Raw genomic sequence first — 16,643 nt, 5'->3', positions numbered from 1 at the left:
GCCGTCGCCGAGCACGATCCACCCCCGGCCGAGGCAGCCGATGGAGGTACCAATGTCATCAGAGAAGCACGCCTATGAGCAGACTGCTCACTCCGAAGCAGCTGAGGCCGGGGACGTCCCTGCCCTCGACTACGACGTCATCGTCATCGGCTCCGGCTTCGGCGGATCCGTGTCGGCGCTACGCCTCACCGAAAAGGGCTACCGCGTGGGTGTCCTGGAGGCCGGCCGCCGCTTCACCAACGAGACCCTGCCGAAGAATTCCTGGGACCTGCGCAACTACCTCTGGGCCCCGGCGCTGGGCTTCTATGGCATCCAGCGCATCCATCTCCTGGGCAAGGTGATGGTGCTCGCCGGCGCGGGCGTGGGTGGCGGGTCGCTGAACTACGCGAACACCCTCTACGTGCCGCCCGCAGCGTTCTTCCGGGACCCGCAGTGGGGGCACATCACCGACTGGGCGCAAGAGCTCAAACCGTACTACGACCAAGCGCAGCGGATGCTTGGGGTGCGGCCCACCCGGACCATGACCCCCTGCGATGTCCACCTCCAGGACGTGGCCGAGAAGATGGGAGTCGGCGATACCTTCCGCATGGCCTCCGTAGGGGTGTTCTTCGGTGACGGTGAGGACGCCGGTGGAGCGGTACGCGTCGATCCCGGCCAGTCTGCCCCGGACCCGTACTTCGGGGGCGTGGGACCGTCCCGCAAGGCGTGCACCGAGTGCGGTGAATGCATGACAGGTTGCCGTTACGGCGCCAAGAACACCCTCAATGAGAACTACCTGCACCTCGCCGAGAAGTCCGGCGCGGTGGTGCACGCGATGACCACAGCCGTCGCGGTCGCCGAGGAGCCCGGTGGCGGTGGCTACCGTGTCACCACCGTCCCTACCGACCAGCGCCGCAAGGGGCGGCAAACGGTGCTCCGCGCACGGCAGGTTGTGATCGCGGCCGGCACCTACGGCACCCAGACACTGCTGCATCGGATGCGGGCCACCGGCCTGTTGCCGCGCATCTCGCCCAAGCTGGGTGAACTGACCCGTACCAACTCCGAGGCGCTGGTGGGGGCCACGACCTCGGACCGGCTCTATCGCAGGAAGCACAGCGGCCCCAAGGTGGACTCCGGTAAGCGGGTGGACTTCAGCAGGGGAGTGGCGATCACTTCCTCCATCCACCCCGATGAGACCACTCACATCGAAGCGGTGCGGTACGGCAAGGGCTCAAACGCGATGGCCCCGCTGTCCATCCTCCAAATCCCGTACGGGGGAAGACTGCCGCGCTGGGTGCAGTTCATCGGAGCCAACCTGCGCAGGCCCGGCGATGCGGTCCACATGATCAACTACCGCCGTTGGTCGGAGCGGACCATCGTCGGACTGGTCATGCAGACCCACGACAACTCGCTGACCACCTGCCTCAGGCCCAAAGGGCTGGGTAAGGGCCTGCTCACCGCACGGCAGGGGCACGGCGAGCCCAATCCGGACCATATTCCCGAGGCCGCAGAGGGCGCCAGACTGCTCGCGCGATCCATCAACGGCACCGCGAGCAGCAACGTTGGCGAACTGATGGGAACCCCCCTGACCGCGCATTTCCTCGGCGGCTGCCCGATCGGCCAAGACGCGGAGCACGGCGTCATCGACCCGTACCATCGTCTCTTCGGCTACCCCGGCATTTCGGTGGTGGACGGAGCATCCGTCTCAGCCAACCTGGGCGTGAATCCCGCGCTGACCATCACCGCGCAAGCGGAACGGGCAATGGCGCTATGGCCCAACAAGGATGAGCAGGATTTCCGTCCCGAGCAAGGCAGACCGTACCTGAGGATGGCACCGGTCGCTCCCGTTTGCCCGGTAGTGCCCGCTGACGCCTTTGGGGCATTGCGGCTGACGGTCATGCTGCCGGTGCCCCTGGTGCCGCCGCGGCGGGATCGCGGTGCAGGGCCCGGTGAGGCAGGCCCTGCACCCTCGGCCCAGGCATAGTGGGGGACGTGGTGTCACGGCATGGGGGCCGGGGCCTGATGGTGGCCGCGGTGCTGGGCGAGGTTCGCTGGTTGTTGCGGTGTCCGGCTGGGACGTGGTGTGGAGGCAGGCCGGGATGTCGTGATGGCTGAGATGGACGGCCTGGCGAGGAGCTGGTCGCCTGATGTCTGGCGCTGGTCGGCAGCCCGCTTCCGCGGCTGTGAGACGGGCCTGGCCTGATGTCGTTCGTGCCACAACGGCTTTGATACGGGGGTGAGTTCAGTGGTCATCATGGCCGGCAAGCCGCGACGCTCCTGTCGCTGATGATCGCTGCACCCGTTCCGACCGGCAATTGAGCGATGAGCCAAGGTGCCACGTCCCACCGCCAACCACGCCCAGCTTGTGGCGACCCGTGAGTCCTGCGCATTGTTAGGGCAGTTGCACCACGTTGCACCCTGCCGCGGTGATGCGGCGAGTGATGGAACGTGCTTCTCTCTCGTAGATCGAGAAGACAAACGGACCGGGAACGAGGAGAAGCCGGCACATTTTTGCCCCGGCGAGAGCGATCACCCGTTCGAGCGCTGGCAGCTTTACACCCGAGCGATATCCGTTGTCCAGATAGACCGGCGGCTCAGGGTGCCCCAGGAGTTCAGCCAGGTGGGCCAAGGCGTTGCGATGTGGTTCCATACGCCACATGTCATACGGGTAACACCGCAAATAGATCACAGCGAAGCCGGCGTCCTGAGAGGTGTGATAAAACGCCATGACGTCCCTCCCGATGGAGGTGAAGGATCTGCGGAGGGCGGCGCGCGACACTGCGTGCAACCGATTGGCCACCGCGCGTAGCAGTTGGGGGGCTGTGCTAGAGGGGCGGCACCTCTCAACCCTAGCTCCTAATGTTGAAGATGTCTACAACATTGCTAGACTGGAAGCATGCCCAATCCTGAGAAGCGCTACGCCAAGGGCGCGCGCCGCCGAGAAGAGCTCCTGAACGCCGCACTCGAGGTCCTGGCGGAGCAAGGTATCGCGGGCCTCACTCACCGCGCAGTTACCGAACGCGCGGGGTGTCCATTCACTTCCGTCTCCTACTTCTTCGGCACGATCGACCAGCTGGCCGTCGAAGCGATACAGCTCATCGCGGAGAACCTCAACACCCATCTGGAAGCCCTCGCTCAGCGCTTCGAGGGCGGCAGGGCCAGCCCGGCGGAGGTTGCTGCCGAATTCTCCAAGCTCTTGACCACGTACTCGCAGGCACTGGAACTGGCCCGCTACGAAGTACTCCTTCACGCTGTGCGGAGCCCGAGTCAGTCCGACGCGCTGGCCGGCATCGTTCGGAGTATGGAACATGTTGCCGAAGTGGCCTTGCGATCAGCAGGTGCCAGGCGGCCAGCGGCTGGCGCACGCGCATTTGCAGCCCTGGCCGAGGGACTGAACCTGTACCACCTTGTCGGCCCTCGGGCCGACGACGTTGAGGCGGCGAGCGCTGCATTCCGCGCCCTGTTCATAGCGTTCGCCATGGACGATCAAGAGCATTCAGCGTGGGAAGAGCACCTCAAGGCCAAGCCCTCAGTCAACCGCTCTGGATGAATGCCGGGTACTGCGCGGACTGCACGAGGTGGCACGAGTCGGGTGCGCGCAGTCGCCGGCAAGACCTGACCCGCCCTGGGCACCCCGAACACCGGGGCTGGCTCACGCACCGTCAAGTTGGTCCGTCGTACGTCTGACCAGCACAACCTGCTCTTCCAGTGACAAGTTCCACCGCCGACTCTTGCTCAACGCGTCTGTCCCTCACGCTTCAGAGTCGTCACCAGCTCCCCGTAAGCGCGCCGGGCTGAGCCCGACGAAGAGGGATGGCTGGGAGCGCTCCAACGCCGTGATCACATCAGCAATCACCAGTTGCGGGCGTCGCTGGTTTTGCGTCCCGGGAGACGGAGACACCGCAGTCCTGATGTCGCCCACAGCGGCTTCGCCGCGCTCCGGTGACAGCGGGCCCGAGTGGGAAGGGGTCGGGGTTCGGCGGTGAGCGCTCCGGAGTGCTGTCTCGACCTCGCTCGAACCGCTCTTGGACTGCCCTGATGACACGGAGGCAAGATTTTGCCCGCCCTGCGCGGGGTCACCCACCACCACGGCCACCAGCAGACCCCGGACCCCACCCCACACCCTGCCGGACCGGATCCGCACGAGCCCCCTCCGCCTCCCGGGCGACTTCAGGTTCGCTGGTTGTTGGGGTGTCCGGCTGGGATGTGGTGTGGGGAGTGTGCTGTGTGCCGGGTTCCGTGTTCGGGTGGTTTCGGTTCGGGCTGGGCGGGGAGCGGTACCCGGTGGTTCGGGCCCGGTGTCGGGTCTCAAGGACCGCGCCAGGGCATGGGTTTCTGGCGCCGGTCGGCAGCCCGCTTCCGAGGCTGTGAGACGGGCCTGGCCTGGTGCCGTTCGTGCCACAACGGGCGGATTTCGGGGTCGAGTTCAGTGGTCATCATGGCCGACAGGCCGTGACGCTCCTGTCGCTGATGATCGCTGCACCCGTTCCGACCCGGCGGCCATGAGCGATGAGCCAAGGTGCCACGTCGCACCTCCAACCACGCCCAGCTCGCGAGGTGTCGTGCAATCCGTAAGGGATCGCGGGGCCACGGTGATGCTCAGGGGGCATGCTTCGGCCCAGCTGGCGATCAGGCGAGAGGGACCCCTCGAAGACTTGAAGAAGCCTTCAATATTTGGCTACTCTACCGCCATCCGCTCCAACAGCAGCGGGTCGGCATCGCAGGATGCACCTCACGACCGTGGGGCGAAGCTCTGGACGTCGCGAGGGGTCCTCCACCGGTCCGAGCCGTGGGGTGCGGCCTCTGATCCCCCCAGCAATGCGTTGCTGCGCCAGCCTGGCCACCCGCACCATGCGGCAGCGCGCCACCCCACACCGACCCTTGGCAGGGGCGGGTCGTGCTGCCAGGGCGCGACCTCCGACCTGCACGTGGATGAGCTGGAGCAGCTCAACTGGGGGAGTCACCCGGGCCGGCCTCGGTAAGGCATGCGGCTGATGGTCGATATCGGCGCCCGAAGGAAAGTGAACTCATCATCCGGGCTGAGTCATTTTCCCTGTCAATGTGGGCGGTTCGCCATCTTGCGCCCAACCTGTGGCGCGCCAGAGTGGGAAAATGCCGCGGCCGATCTTCGAATGCTGTGCGACTAGAAGTCGGAGGTCGATGAATGCTCAAGAATTATTACGAGACCGTGCGCGCTAAGCGACTGTACCGCCAGATTCGCTCGCTCGGCAGCCGTGTCATTCGGAAAGGGTTCTGGGAGAAGCAGCGGCTTCCCACCAAAATATCTATATCCCTGCTCGTTCCTGTTCTGCTCGCCGTGGCTTTTGGCGGCCTGCGGCTGCGAGATAATCAAGCTGAATGGCGGTCGGCTTCGACCGCAGAGCGGACTGCCAGGCTGGTTCAGGCGGCAACGCTTGTGGCCCATCATCTCGAGCGCGAACGAGACCTATCTGTGAGTCCGCTCATTGCAGGTAAGCGAGACGGTGGCCTGGTTGGAGATCTTTATCGGGTCACCAGTGCTTCCATATCCACTCTCAAGCAACATACAGAAGTGGCGCCGAGTGCAGGGAGACTGCATGATCGCCTTGTGGAGGTGGACCGTCTTCTGTCCGGACTTCCTGAAGTGAGAGCGCGGGCATACCTTGCTCCCGGGGTGGATACGGAGGAGGCGTATTCGGATATCGTGACATCCCTCCTTGCTCTGACCAATGAGTTGAGTCTAGGTACCGGAAGTAGTGTCACCTCGGATGCGCGCGCGGTGTATGCGATCGCTCTGGCCAAGGAAGCGATTTCGATCAATCGGGCGATTGTCATGCATATGCTGCTGGATGTCCGTAATTCCGGTGACCCAGTCACTCGCCACACCCAAGCGGCCAGGAGCGTCGGGTATCAATCGCTTGCGCAAATAGCCAGAAAGGAGCTGTCGAGTTCCTCGGGGGGCGAGTTCGAGGCGAGTCCGCGCTCGGATCTCACCTCCCCCGGGATGGAGCAGATGGTGAGGCACGTAGGGGCCGGCCTGAGCAACCAGCAGCTCGCCTCCCAAGGGGTCACCCCTGATCGCTGGATGGAGGGTGCAAGCGTTCAATTCGACGAAAGCTGGGAAATCGAGAGTATGCTAACTGCCAGAGCTGTCCATTTTGCGTCGGACAGCACACGGGAAGCAAAAGAGGCTCTCATTGACGAAGTGCTTGCCATGTTGCTTGCTCTCCTGATTACCGCAACGCTTGCCCTGGCGATGGTTCGCTCTATGGTTTCCAGGTTGACAATTCTTCGTGACTCCGTCCATCGCATCGCAAATCAGTCCTTGCCTGATGTTGTCGCTTCCCTCTCCAGTGTGACGTCTGAGGCTATTGACACTGTTATTGCACCGATTTCGGTTGATGGGTCGGATGAGATAGCAGAGCTGGCCAGAGCGTTTGACGGCCTACATTTTCAAGCAGTTGATCTGGCCGCAGGGCAAGCTCTTCTCAGGGGCAATATAAACGCAATCCTGGTCAATATGTCACGTCGAAATCAGCATTTGGTCACGCAGCAAGTTGGCTTGATTTCGGAACTGGAAAGAACCGAGATGGACGAAGCTCGGCTTGAGCGTCTATTTGAGGTCGACCACCTGGCCGCTCGCATTTTGAGGAATGGAGAGAATCTGCTAGTACTCGGGGGTGATGATTCGGCGGGGCGGCGCCTGGTGCCTGGGTCAATTCCTTTGATCGATGTGCTCCGCGCTGCCATCTCGGAGGTGGAGAGTTACTCTCGAGTGGAACTGAAGGATATCCCCAATGTGCGAATAGAGGGCGCGGTAGTCATTGATCTCATGCACCTGATAGCCGAGCTGCTTGAGAACGCTACGAAGTTCTCCGTTGAGAATTTCAAAGTCCTGATGACTGTGATTCTTTACCCTGATCGACGATTGGCCATTGAGATTCTCGACAGGGGGGTAGGTATTGCGCCGGATGTGATTAAGGGTCTGAACGATAAACTCAGGATGCCGCCTGCGGTTGATGTAGGGGTCTATTCCCACATGGGACTCTTCGTGGTCGGGAGGCTGGCCTCCAGGCATGGAATGCTGGTTCAGCTCTACCCGTCAAACGGTGCGTCCGGCACGCGCGCCGTCGTTGTTGTGCCCACACGTGCCTGGATCATTTGAGCTCCGTCTGCGGCGTCGACTGCAACGCCTGCGCCGGCTTGGCCTGGGACACGCAGCGCCGCCGCGGGCTTCGCCTCAAGGAAGCAGTGCTCGGCTGGTCCCGGGGCCAACTTACCGGCAAAATCCACCTCGCTGCGGACCGTAAGTGCTGTCCGCTCACGTGAGTTACTGGTGCCGGACGAGCAGTGGGTGTTGTTCCGGCGGGTGGTACGGACGACAGAGGTCACAACGTCCACGTCCGCAGGGTGGCGGCTGGCGTCGAGCGGGTAATCGCGAGGCCTTGGCCGCGATGGATTTTGTGGGAACCTCGGGCTGCACCTGACGGCAGCTGCCGCGAGTGTTGATGGTGTCCCGCTGAGTGGTGTAACTGATCTCGGCTGGGATGTGCGCCGCCGTGGTGTGCCCGCGTGCATCGGCTGTTGGTGAATGCTCCCTAAAACTGGGCAGGCCACCGTGCAAATGTCCTTGGTGAACGGGCAGTTCAACCCAAGGAGTGCACGGTGGCCTTGTCCCAGCATGACCTACTTCGCCTGCTCGAGTCACTACGTTCGGCGGACGGTCTTGAACTCGTCCGCGAGGTCGCCGAACGCCTGCTGCAGGAACTGATCGAGGCCGAGGCCACCGCGAGGATCGGTGCGGAGTGGGGTGAACACGCCGAGGCCCGCACCGCCTATCGCAACGGACACCGGGACAAGACCCTCACCACGCAGGCCGGTGACCTGGAACTCGCGATCCCCAAACTTCGGGCCGGCAGCTTCTTTCCCAGCCTGCTCGAGCGCCGGCGCCGGATCGACCAGGCCCTCTACGCCGTGGTCATGGAAGCGTACGTCCACGGCGTGTCCACCCGCTCCGTCGACGACCTGGTCAAAGCCCTCGGCTCGGACACCGGTATATCGAAGAGCGAGGTCTCCCGGATCTGCGCCGGCCTCGACGAACAACTCGAGGTCTTCCGCACCCGACCGCTGGACCACATCCGGTTCCCCTACCTGTTCCTCGACGCGACTTACGTCAAAGCACGCGTCGAGCACCGGATCGTCTCCCAGGCCATCGTCATCGCCACCGGCGTTACCGAAGACGGCGGCCGCGAGGTCGTCGGCGTGATGGTCGGTGACAGCGAGACCGAGGCCTTCTGGTCCCAGTTCCTGCGTCACCTGCGAGAACGCGGCCTGACCGGCGTCCGCCTCGTGATCTCCGACAGCCACAGCGGCCTGGTCAAAGCGATCCGGAAAGTCATGATCGGCGCTGCCTGGCAGCGCTGCCGCGTCCACTTCGTCCGCAACGTCTTCTCCGTGATCCCGAAGGGCTCCGCGGAAATGGTCGCCGCGACCATCCGGACCCTGTTCGCCCAGCCCACCGCCGAAGCCGTCCGCACCCACCTCGACACCGTCGCCGACATGCTCGGCGGCCAGTTCCCCAAGGTCAAAACCATGCTCCTCGAGGCGAAGGAAGACCTGACCGCATTCGCCGAATTCCCGCACCAGCACTGGAAGAAGATCCAGTCGACCAACCCGCTCGAACGGTTGAACCGCGAAATCAAACGACGCTCCGACGTCGTCCAGGTCTTCCCGAACACCGCCGCCGTCAGCCGCCTGGCCACCGCCGTCCTCACCGAACTCCACGACGAATGGATCGCCTTCCCCCGCCGCTACCTCTCCGTCGAAAGCATGGACAGCCTCTATCCAGACACCGCGACCCGCCTGCCCGACACCATCGAAAGATCGGCTACACCACTACAAGGGACATGACCCGAGTGTTCGGCCCGAGCTGGCAGACAGCCTACCGACGCCTTGCCCAGTCGAGGCGGGCCCGGGTCTGGGTCCGCCTCCACCGCGTCACCCTCGACGAACTCGGTGCCCGTGGCGAAAGGGACTGATCGCGCAGCGCGAGCCGCTGGGCTCACAAGGCCGGCTGGTCTCCAGATGGAGACCGCGGACGTTGCAGCCCTGGGTGGCCAGCACGACCCTGGTCTCCAGATGGAGACCGCGGACGTTGCAGCCCTGGGTGGCCAGCACGACGGCGGTGTGATTGCCCGATGGCTGACCGACTGATCCTCCCAGGCTGCCGGCGTGGGTGTACCGATCGAAGTGGGTGAAGCGCTGGCCTGGGTGAGCCCGCAGCGGATCGGTGGTTCGGCAGCGGAGCTAGGGACTGTCCGATGGGTCGTGTGAGCCGATCAGGGCTGTGGCCTAGTGTTCGCTGAACGAAGGGGGTCGCATGTCGCGCTATACAGCCGAAGCAGAGGCGGGGATGAAGGGGATCACGTTTCGTGCCTGGCGCGGAAAGCACTACGTGACCCTGGCCGAGCTGCTGGTTCGCCTCGGCAGCTTCGGCCTGGACCTGACCTGGCGCGTCGAACTTGACGAGATCGTCGATCCTCGCTGTGTCGAGATGGAGAGAAGGTCCGCAGACTCCGGCATGGACACGTTGACGCTGTTGTCGTTGACGACCCCCTTCCTTCAGTTGATCGACGCTGAAGTATGTGGGTTCGCCGGGGACGAGCTGGTGCTTGTCCTGACCGAATTCGACAGCTCCTTGTGGGATGTCAGGGCTGTCGACGAGCGCGTACTCAGCGAACTTCGCCTCCACTACCCGGGTGCCGAGGATCTCTGAACGGGGAGCTTCACTTCGGGCGGAGCCATAGGCGGATCGCGGCCACGGTGACCGTCCCGTGGAAGACGTATGCCCGTTTGTCGAAGCGTGTGGCGACGGCCCGGAAGTTCTTGAGCCGGTTGATGGTCCGCTCAACTTCGTTGCGGCGCCGGTAGATCGTCTTGTCGAACCCCTGTGGGCCGACCGCCTTGGCTGCCGCGGCGCCGGCGGTTGGCCCGCTGGTCTCTCGGCTCGGGGATCGTGTGCTTGATCTGACGTTTGCGCAGGTGACGCCGATTGCGGCGTGACGAGTACGCCTTATCGCCCCCGACATGGTCGGGCCGGGTACGTGGTCGTCCACCAGCCTGCCGGGGCACACGGATCTCTTCCAGAACGGGAATCATCTGCGGTGCGTCCCCCCACTGGCCGGGCGTGATGACAAACCCGAGCGGGCGGCACCCGCCTTCTCCGGCGAGGTGGATCTTGCTTGTGAGCCCGCCTCGCGAGCGTCCCAGGGCCTCATCGGGACGGTGACGCGCCGGGCTCCTGCGTCGACCCGGGATCTTCGGGGCGCGGGTGGAGGCGCCAGCCGCGTGCTGATGAGCGCGGCAGGTCGTGGAATCGACGCTGACCATGCTCCAGTCGATCCGGCCCTCGGCATCGGCGTCGGTCTGGACGGCCCGCAGAATTCTCTCCCACGTGCCGTCCGCCGACCACCTTCGATGACGGTCGTGGACCGTCTTCCAGCTACCGAAGCAGGGAGGCAGGTCCCGCCAGGGGAGGCCGGTCCGCTGTCGGAACAGAATCCCGTTGATCACCCGACGGTGGCATTGCCAGCGTCCTCCTCGTCCGCGATTCGCCGGCAAGTGCGGCTCCAGACGAGCCCACTCTTCATCCGAAAGATCTCCCCGCCCCATGCCTCACGGAACGAGTCCCCAACGGGAGCGTCACGCGACCCATCGGACACGACCTAGCCGCACGTGGCAAGCTGTACCTGCACCGGCGGGTGTTCGCCACGTTGCTCCGCATCCGGGTCAGCCAGGGCGAGCGCGTGCTGCGGCAGCGTCAAGTGCCGAAGTTGATCCCTTCGCGCCCTGCGTTGCTTTCTGCGACCTGGCTGGCGCGGGTGGACCCGCATGGTTCCGCAGTACGCATCGAGGTTCTGGCCTGATGAACTGCGGGTTGTCGTAGGTGGTGGTTCGGCTTCGTGATGTCAGTGCCGTGGCTGCCCACACCGGAGCGCGCCGCCACCGCCTTGGCCGCACACCTCAAGCAGCCCAGCAGTCTTCACCGGCTGCGTCCACACCGACACCACCATCCATCTCACCTGTGTGCCGTTCTCGGCGCCGGGCAGCGGCAGAACCTGCACAACTGCGGCCACACCGCCGCCTCCCTCGCCCCGAGAGGCCGCTGGCCTCCCTGCTGCCCCGCACCCGCCCCCAGCCAGTGCTCCTGGATCGCATTGCTACCTCCTTGTGCTACGCGAGCCTGTTCGGCATCGACGGGGCAGTGCGTCCCCCGATTGGGTCCTCGGCGCGAGGCACGCAGTCAGCACCGCGCCCGACGCTGCGGGACAGGGCCTGGCCCGCTCGCCGGGCCGGATCGGCTTCGGGAGCAATGGCGGCGACGAGTTCGCGGTAGAACGACGTGCGAGAAGGCGTGTCCGCACTGTCCGTTGGCCACGGAAGCTTGTCTCACGCACCCAGACCAGTGCGGCGAAGACGGCAATCTTGTAGATGTCTTCTAGATTGGATGTAGAGTGACCATGCCGGCGTGGTCGCGACTGCCCCGACCCGTCGGGGAAAACCGTGCCGAGCCTGACGTGGAACCGCAGGGCATGTGCGCTCCAGCACCGGACCTGCTGACAAGCATTGGATTGGAGTGCTCTGTGATCTCGTCAACAACCGCAACACGCGCAAGTTCCTTGCGCAGGATGGTCGCCGCCCTGGCGGTAGCCCTGTTATCCCTGGCGGCAGGCCTCACCTCCCCGCCGAGCGCCCATGCCGCCTCGGCGTCGACAGAGTCTTGCCGGGCGGGGGAGGAGAGTCTCGACTGCATGAGACTCCACCTGAGCGGTTCGGGAGGCTTCGTGCTCGCGCTGCACCCGGGCGCTCTGTCGAACCAACAGGTCGTGGTCGACAGGGTGGACGACGGACAGAACCGCTTCTGGAAGCTCAGCGTGAACCGGGCGGACGCGACGTTCGAGATCGTCAGCAAGTCGACCGGCACTTGCGTAGGCAGCCAGCCGACCGCCGAGCGCTACGACGTGCTCGTCACCGCGAACTGCCAGAACAAGGGCTCACAGCGTTGGTACTTCAACCCTGGCCCCGGCAACAAGTTGATGGTCCGCAACGTCGATTCCGGCAAGTGCCTGGCCGCCTTCGGCGCCGATGTGCGCAACTCCCGGGTGGGTGACCCCGTCATCGCCACACCGTGCCAGCTCGAAGCCCGCGGCCAGCTCTGGTTGGTTGGATCGGGACCGTACTCCGCGGTCTGGGACCTGGCTATCGACCACGCGGCGAACACGTGTCAGAAGTCAACGGACACCTGCACGTGGAATGCGGAGAGCGAGGCCCCCGCGGCCCCGCTGCCAGGTTCCTGCGGGTCGGAGGTGTGGTACAACGACACGCCTTACCCGCTCGACCACGTGTTCACCAGGACCAAGACGACCGGCTACTCCAACGAGGTGGGCAGCGAGTTGGAGGTCGGGTTCGAGACGGGGGCCGTCGGCTCGCTGATCGCCAAGGTCACGGCCAAGCTGAAGGTATCCGCCAAGGTCGTGTGGTCGAACTCGCACAGTGAGGCCGAGCAGACGAAGTTCACTGTGAAGCCCGGAGAGTACGGCTGGTACGAGTTGGCGAAGGTCGCCCAGAAGGTGACGGGCACCTGGACCTTCGGCATCGGCGGGCTGCACACCTGGACGGTGCGTGACACCGTTACGGTCCCCCTCGAGCACGCCAACGGCCTGACCACCATCTACGTCGCGAAGTCCAGCCCCACTCCGCCCCGCTGCAGCTTCTGAGTGACTGTTGTCGTTCCGGTCCTGTGCGGTGTTGGGCGAACGGGAGTCTCGTTCGGGTGATCGCGGCGGGTGCGCGCATGAGAACAAGGCCTCTTGGCGGCTCGGTAGATTCCACGCCAACGAGTGTGCCAAGAGGCCCTGTTGTCGCAATTCTGCGCGTTCGTGCAGGCCGGGTCCGGTCCGGGCGCCCCGTCGCGTGACTGCCTCGCAAACCAGTTCGGGAACGCCGCTGGTAACGGGATGCGCGAGCGCCGCTATCCCACAGGCATGACAGACGTGCAGTGGGCCGTGGTCTGTCCGGTACTGCCACTGCAGGGACGCGGTGGGCAGTCGGAAGCGTACTGCCGCCGGGCGATGCTGGACACGGTCCTCTACCTGGTCGACAACGGAACGAAATGGCGAGCCATGTCGGCGGCGCGGGCACGGACAGCCGCGGCTTCGACGGCGGCAGGCCTATCAACGGGCGTAAGCGGCACGCGGTGAAGCCGCCCCACGAGCATCGTGCTCATGCCGGGAACCTCAACCGAGCGGCAGGCTGGGGACGTTCGAGACCCCGATTCGGTTCGGTAAAGCGACTGTGTCATTTAATACAGTCAGTCGACATGGTCACTCGACAATGTCGACTGTACGTTGGCGGGAACCGATGTCTCGAACTGAAAGGCGCGCTCATGACTCAGCCGCCCGTCCTCACGGCCCAGGCGATACCACAGCGCCCGGCCCTGCCCCTGGTGGGCCACGCCCTCGCGCTCCCGAAGGGGTTCGATGCCACGACCCACCTGATGAAGGAGGTCAAGGAGCTCGGCCCGATCTACAGGCTCCGCGTCTTCGACACCGAGGCCGTGGTCGTGGGCGGCCTGGATCTGGTGACGGAACTTGCGGACGAGTCCCGCTTCCGCAAGAACGTGCACCCCGACCTGGTCGAGATCCGGCAGTTCGCGGGGGACGGCCTGTTCACCGCTTTCAACCACGAGGCGAACTGGCAGAAGGCCCACGACATTCTGATGCCGGCGTTCTCTCTGGGTGCGATGCGCGACTACCACGCGACCATGCTGAGGGTCGCCCGCTCTTTGATCGGCAAGTGGGACCAGGCTGCCGGCCAGCGTGCGGTGGACATCCCCGAGGACATGACCCGCCTGACCTTCGACACCATCGGGCTGTGCGGCTTCGACTACGACTTCGAGTCGTTCCGCCGGGACGAACTGCACTCCTTCGTCGAGGCCATGGCACGGGCCCTGGCCTTCACCCAGACCAAGGGCGAGTCCATCCCGGGAACGGTGCGGTTCAGGCGCAAGCAGTCCGAGCAGTTCCGCCAAGACATCAGGCTAATGACCGACCTGGTCGACGAGGTCATCCGGCAGCGCAAGCAGTCCGGAGATACAAGCACCGGCGACCTGCTGGGCCGGATGCTTCACACCCCGGATGCCAGGACGGGCCGGCCGCTCGACGACGTGAACATCCGCAACCAGGTCATCACGTTCCTCATCGCCGGGCACGAGACGACCAGCGGTGCCCTGTCCTTCGCCCTGTACTACCTGACCAAGCACCCCGAGATCCTCGCCCGTGCTCAGGCCGAGGTGGACGCGCTGTGGGGAGACGAGGAAACTCCGGACCCCGACTACGGCGACATCGGCAAGCTCACCTACATCCGCCAGGTGCTCAACGAGAGCCTCCGGCTGTGGCCGACCGCGCCCGGCTACGCCGTGGAGCCCTTGGAGGACACCATCATCGGCAGTAGGTACGCCGTCCGCAAGGGCGAGACGCTGATGGTCCTCACCCCCGCCCTGCACCGTGACCCCGCCTGGGGCGAGAACGTCGAGCTGTTCGACCCCGAACGCTTCACCCAGGAACAGGAAGAGAAGCGCCCGGTCCACCTCTTCAAGCCGTTCGGCAACGGCGAACGCGCCTGCATCGGACGCCAGTTCGCCCTCCACGAGGCCACGCTGCTGCTCGGCCTCCTCGTCCACCGCTACCGGCTGATCGACCACACCGACTACCAGCTGAAGATCAAGCAGACGCTCACACTCAAGCCCGACGGCTTCACACTCAAGCTGACCCGGCGCACCACCGAGGAGCGCCGTCGGCCCGCCGTGACGGCGAGCGAGGCGGCAACCGGGCGGGGCGTGAGCGTGACCCGGCGGGCCTCCGGCGCCGCGCTCACCCTGCTGCACGGCTCCAACCTCGGCACCTGCGCCGGCATCGCCCGCGACCTGGCCACCGACGGCGATGACCACGGCTTCGCACCGTCCGTGGCGCCCCTCGACGCCCACGCCGGCAAGCTGGATCCCGCCGGCGGCCCGCTGGTGATCGTCGCCGCCTCCTACAACGGCAGGCCCACCGACGATGCTGCCGAGTTCGTGGCGTGGCTGGAGGGTCTGGAGTCCGGCTCGCTCGCCGGCCTCCCGTACGCCGTGCTCGGCGTCGGCGACCGCAACTGGGCCGCCACCTACCAGCGCGTCCCCACCCTCATCGACGAGCGCCTGGCGGCGGCCGGAGCCGTCCCCCTTCTCGAACGCGGCGCCGCCGACGCCTCCGGCGACTTCGCCGGAACGGTGGACCGTTGGGTCGGGGAATTGTGGACAACGCTTCTCGAGCGCTACGGCCACGCCCCAGGCGAGGTCCCGGCGCCCGCGGAGTTCGACGACAGCCAAGGGCTCTATGAGCTGGAGGACGCCACCGACTCGGTCACCGGCGGCCTCGCCGCGCGGCACGGCGTCCAGCCGATGGAAGTGCTCGACGCGTACGAACTCGTCGACACGAAACACGAGCTCGGCCGCTCCAAGCGGTTCCTGCGCCTGCGGCTGCCCGAGGGCGTCACCTACCGCACCGCCGACCACTTGGCGATCCTGCCCAGCAACCCCGACGCCCTCGTCCAGCGCGTGGCCGACCGCTTCGGCCTCGACCTGGACCGCACCATCCGCCTGCGCGCCCGCCGCCGCAGCCGCAACGTCCTGCCCGTCGACCGCCCGCTGACCCTGCGCCGCCTGCTCACCGACTTCGTGGAACTGCAGGACGCCGCCACCCCCGAGCAGGTCGCCGTCCTGGCCGAGCACACCACCTGCCCGCCCGAGAAGCAGCCCCTGGCCGCACTTGCCGCGGCAGACCCGGAGACCATCCGCGAGCAGGTGGCCGTCGTCGGCCACAGTGTCCTGGGCCTGCTGGAGAAGTACCGCGCCTGCGAGCTGCCCTTCGAGCACTTCCTGGAGCTGCTGCCGGTTCTGCGGCCCCGCCACTACTCCGTCTCCTCGTCCGCGGCCGCCCAACCCGGTGAGGTGGACCTCATGGTGTCGCTGCTTGCCGCACCTCACCGTAGCGGCGAGGGCACATTCCAGGGCATCGCCTCGCACTACATCCAGACCGTGAACCCCGGAGACACCCTGCAGGCCCGGGTGCTGCAGGGCAGCGAGTCCTTCCGCCTCCCCGAGGACCCGTCGGTGCCGGTGATCCTGGTCAGCGCGGGCACCGGCCTCGCGCCCTTCCGGGGTGCGGTGCTCGACCGGGTGCACAGTGGGTCGACGGGAACCCTGTTGTGCTACTTCGGCTGCGACCATCCCGATGTCGACTACCTTCACCGCCAGGAGTTCGAGGCGGCGGAGGCGGCCGGCGCGGTCAGCATGCGGCCCACCTTCACGCACGCTCCCGAGCACGGTGCCCGTTTCGTTCAGGACCGGATCGCGCGCGAGAGCGACGAGGTCTGGGCCGCGCTGGAGGCCGGCGGCAGGGTCTACGTCTGCGGGGACGGCCGCCGCATGGCGCCCGCGGTGCGGGAGGCGTTCATGGCGATCTACCGCCAGAACTCCTGCGCCGACGACGAGGAGGCCGCCGCTTGGCTGGCCGCCACCACCGAATCCGGTCGCTATGTCGAGGACGTCTGGGCCGGCTGACCCCCGCCCATCGACTTTCTCGGACCAC

At 65.6% G+C, this 16,643-nt stretch carries 10 protein-coding genes and 1 pseudogene; 9 read left to right on the top strand and 2 right to left on the bottom strand.

Features of this window, described 5'->3' with window-relative positions; all coding sequences use genetic code 11:
- Positions 1–52 precede the first annotated feature (52 nt).
- Positions 53–1,963, top strand: coding sequence for a GMC family oxidoreductase (locus tag OG386_RS05915; RefSeq protein ID WP_328787100.1), 1,911 nt, complete (start codon positions 53–55; stop codon positions 1,961–1,963).
- A 408-nt stretch (positions 1,964–2,371) separates the two neighbouring features.
- On the opposite strand, the gene OG386_RS05910 is transcribed toward OG386_RS05915, so the two are convergent.
- Entirely contained in the window at positions 2,372–2,707 is a 336-nt protein-coding gene (locus OG386_RS05910) for a hypothetical protein (RefSeq protein WP_328787099.1), read from the bottom strand.
- A 168-nt stretch (positions 2,708–2,875) separates the two neighbouring features.
- On the opposite strand from OG386_RS05910, the gene OG386_RS05905 reads away from it, so the two are divergent.
- The 5 genes and pseudogenes from OG386_RS05905 to OG386_RS05880 all read left to right on the top strand — a co-directional run bounded on the left by OG386_RS05905 (position 2,876) and on the right by OG386_RS05880 (position 9,733).
- Complete coding sequence (locus OG386_RS05905) at positions 2,876–3,529, top strand: TetR/AcrR family transcriptional regulator (RefSeq protein WP_328787098.1); 654 nt, start codon at positions 2,876–2,878, stop codon at positions 3,527–3,529.
- A gap of 1,614 nt (positions 3,530–5,143) precedes the next feature.
- A complete protein-coding gene (locus OG386_RS05900) occupies positions 5,144–7,123 on the top strand; it encodes a sensor histidine kinase (protein ID WP_328787097.1) in 1,980 nt (659 codons plus the stop codon).
- 500 nt (positions 7,124–7,623) lie between these two features.
- Positions 7,624–8,868, top strand: a complete 1,245-nt coding sequence (locus tag OG386_RS05890; protein ID WP_328787096.1) for an IS256 family transposase — start codon at positions 7,624–7,626, stop codon at positions 8,866–8,868.
- Between the two features lie 8 nt (positions 8,869–8,876).
- A pseudogene (locus OG386_RS05885) lies at positions 8,877–8,993 on the top strand (IS5/IS1182 family transposase); the annotation flags it as partial.
- A gap of 344 nt (positions 8,994–9,337) precedes the next feature.
- Entirely contained in the window at positions 9,338–9,733 is a 396-nt protein-coding gene (locus tag OG386_RS05880) for a hypothetical protein (protein WP_328787095.1), read from the top strand.
- 10 nt (positions 9,734–9,743) lie between these two features.
- Here OG386_RS05880 and OG386_RS05875 read toward each other — a convergent pair.
- Positions 9,744–10,629 (bottom strand): IS5 family transposase gene (locus tag OG386_RS05875; protein ID WP_328787094.1). Its coding sequence is split into 2 segments (ribosomal slippage): positions 9,744–9,905 and positions 9,907–10,629, totalling 885 coding nucleotides; the frame shifts between segments, so codons are not numbered across the junction.
- A 1,139-nt stretch (positions 10,630–11,768) separates the two neighbouring features.
- Here OG386_RS05875 and OG386_RS05870 point away from each other — a divergent pair.
- The 3 genes from OG386_RS05870 to OG386_RS05860 all read left to right on the top strand — a co-directional run bounded on the left by OG386_RS05870 (position 11,769) and on the right by OG386_RS05860 (position 16,615).
- Positions 11,769–12,734, top strand: a complete 966-nt coding sequence (locus OG386_RS05870) for an RICIN domain-containing protein (protein ID WP_328787093.1) — start codon at positions 11,769–11,771, stop codon at positions 12,732–12,734.
- A 240-nt stretch (positions 12,735–12,974) separates the two neighbouring features.
- Complete coding sequence (locus tag OG386_RS05865; RefSeq protein WP_328787092.1) at positions 12,975–13,217, top strand: transposase; 243 nt, start codon at positions 12,975–12,977, stop codon at positions 13,215–13,217.
- Between the two features lie 185 nt (positions 13,218–13,402).
- Positions 13,403–16,615: a bifunctional cytochrome P450/NADPH--P450 reductase gene (locus OG386_RS05860; RefSeq protein ID WP_328787090.1), complete on the top strand. Its 3,213-nt coding sequence runs from the start codon at positions 13,403–13,405 to the stop codon at positions 16,613–16,615.
- Positions 16,616–16,643: the final 28 nt, after the last annotated feature.

The organism is Streptomyces sp. NBC_00273 (assembly GCF_036178145.1).
Classification (GTDB): domain Bacteria; phylum Actinomycetota; class Actinomycetes; order Streptomycetales; family Streptomycetaceae; genus Streptomyces.
The sequence above is the reverse complement of the archived record's forward strand: the minus strand, read 5'-3'. Positions and strand labels throughout refer to the sequence as shown.

Bases quoted from the DNA above. Each gene is read 5' to 3' on its own strand.
- OG386_RS05915 (WP_328787100.1), top strand. From the start codon at position 53: ATGTCATCAGAGAAGCACGCCTATGAGCAGACTGCTCACTCCGAAGCA.
- OG386_RS05910 (WP_328787099.1), bottom strand. From the start codon at position 2,707: ATGGCGTTTTATCACACCTCTCAGGACGCCGGCTTCGCTGTGATCTAT.
- OG386_RS05905 (WP_328787098.1), top strand. From the start codon at position 2,876: ATGCCCAATCCTGAGAAGCGCTACGCCAAGGGCGCGCGCCGCCGAGAA.
- OG386_RS05900 (WP_328787097.1), top strand. From the start codon at position 5,144: ATGCTCAAGAATTATTACGAGACCGTGCGCGCTAAGCGACTGTACCGC.
- OG386_RS05880 (WP_328787095.1), top strand. From the start codon at position 9,338: ATGTCGCGCTATACAGCCGAAGCAGAGGCGGGGATGAAGGGGATCACG.
- OG386_RS05870 (WP_328787093.1), top strand. From the start codon at position 11,769: ATGAGACTCCACCTGAGCGGTTCGGGAGGCTTCGTGCTCGCGCTGCAC.
- OG386_RS05865 (WP_328787092.1), top strand. From the start codon at position 12,975: ATGCGCGAGCGCCGCTATCCCACAGGCATGACAGACGTGCAGTGGGCC.
- OG386_RS05860 (WP_328787090.1), top strand. From the start codon at position 13,403: ATGACTCAGCCGCCCGTCCTCACGGCCCAGGCGATACCACAGCGCCCG.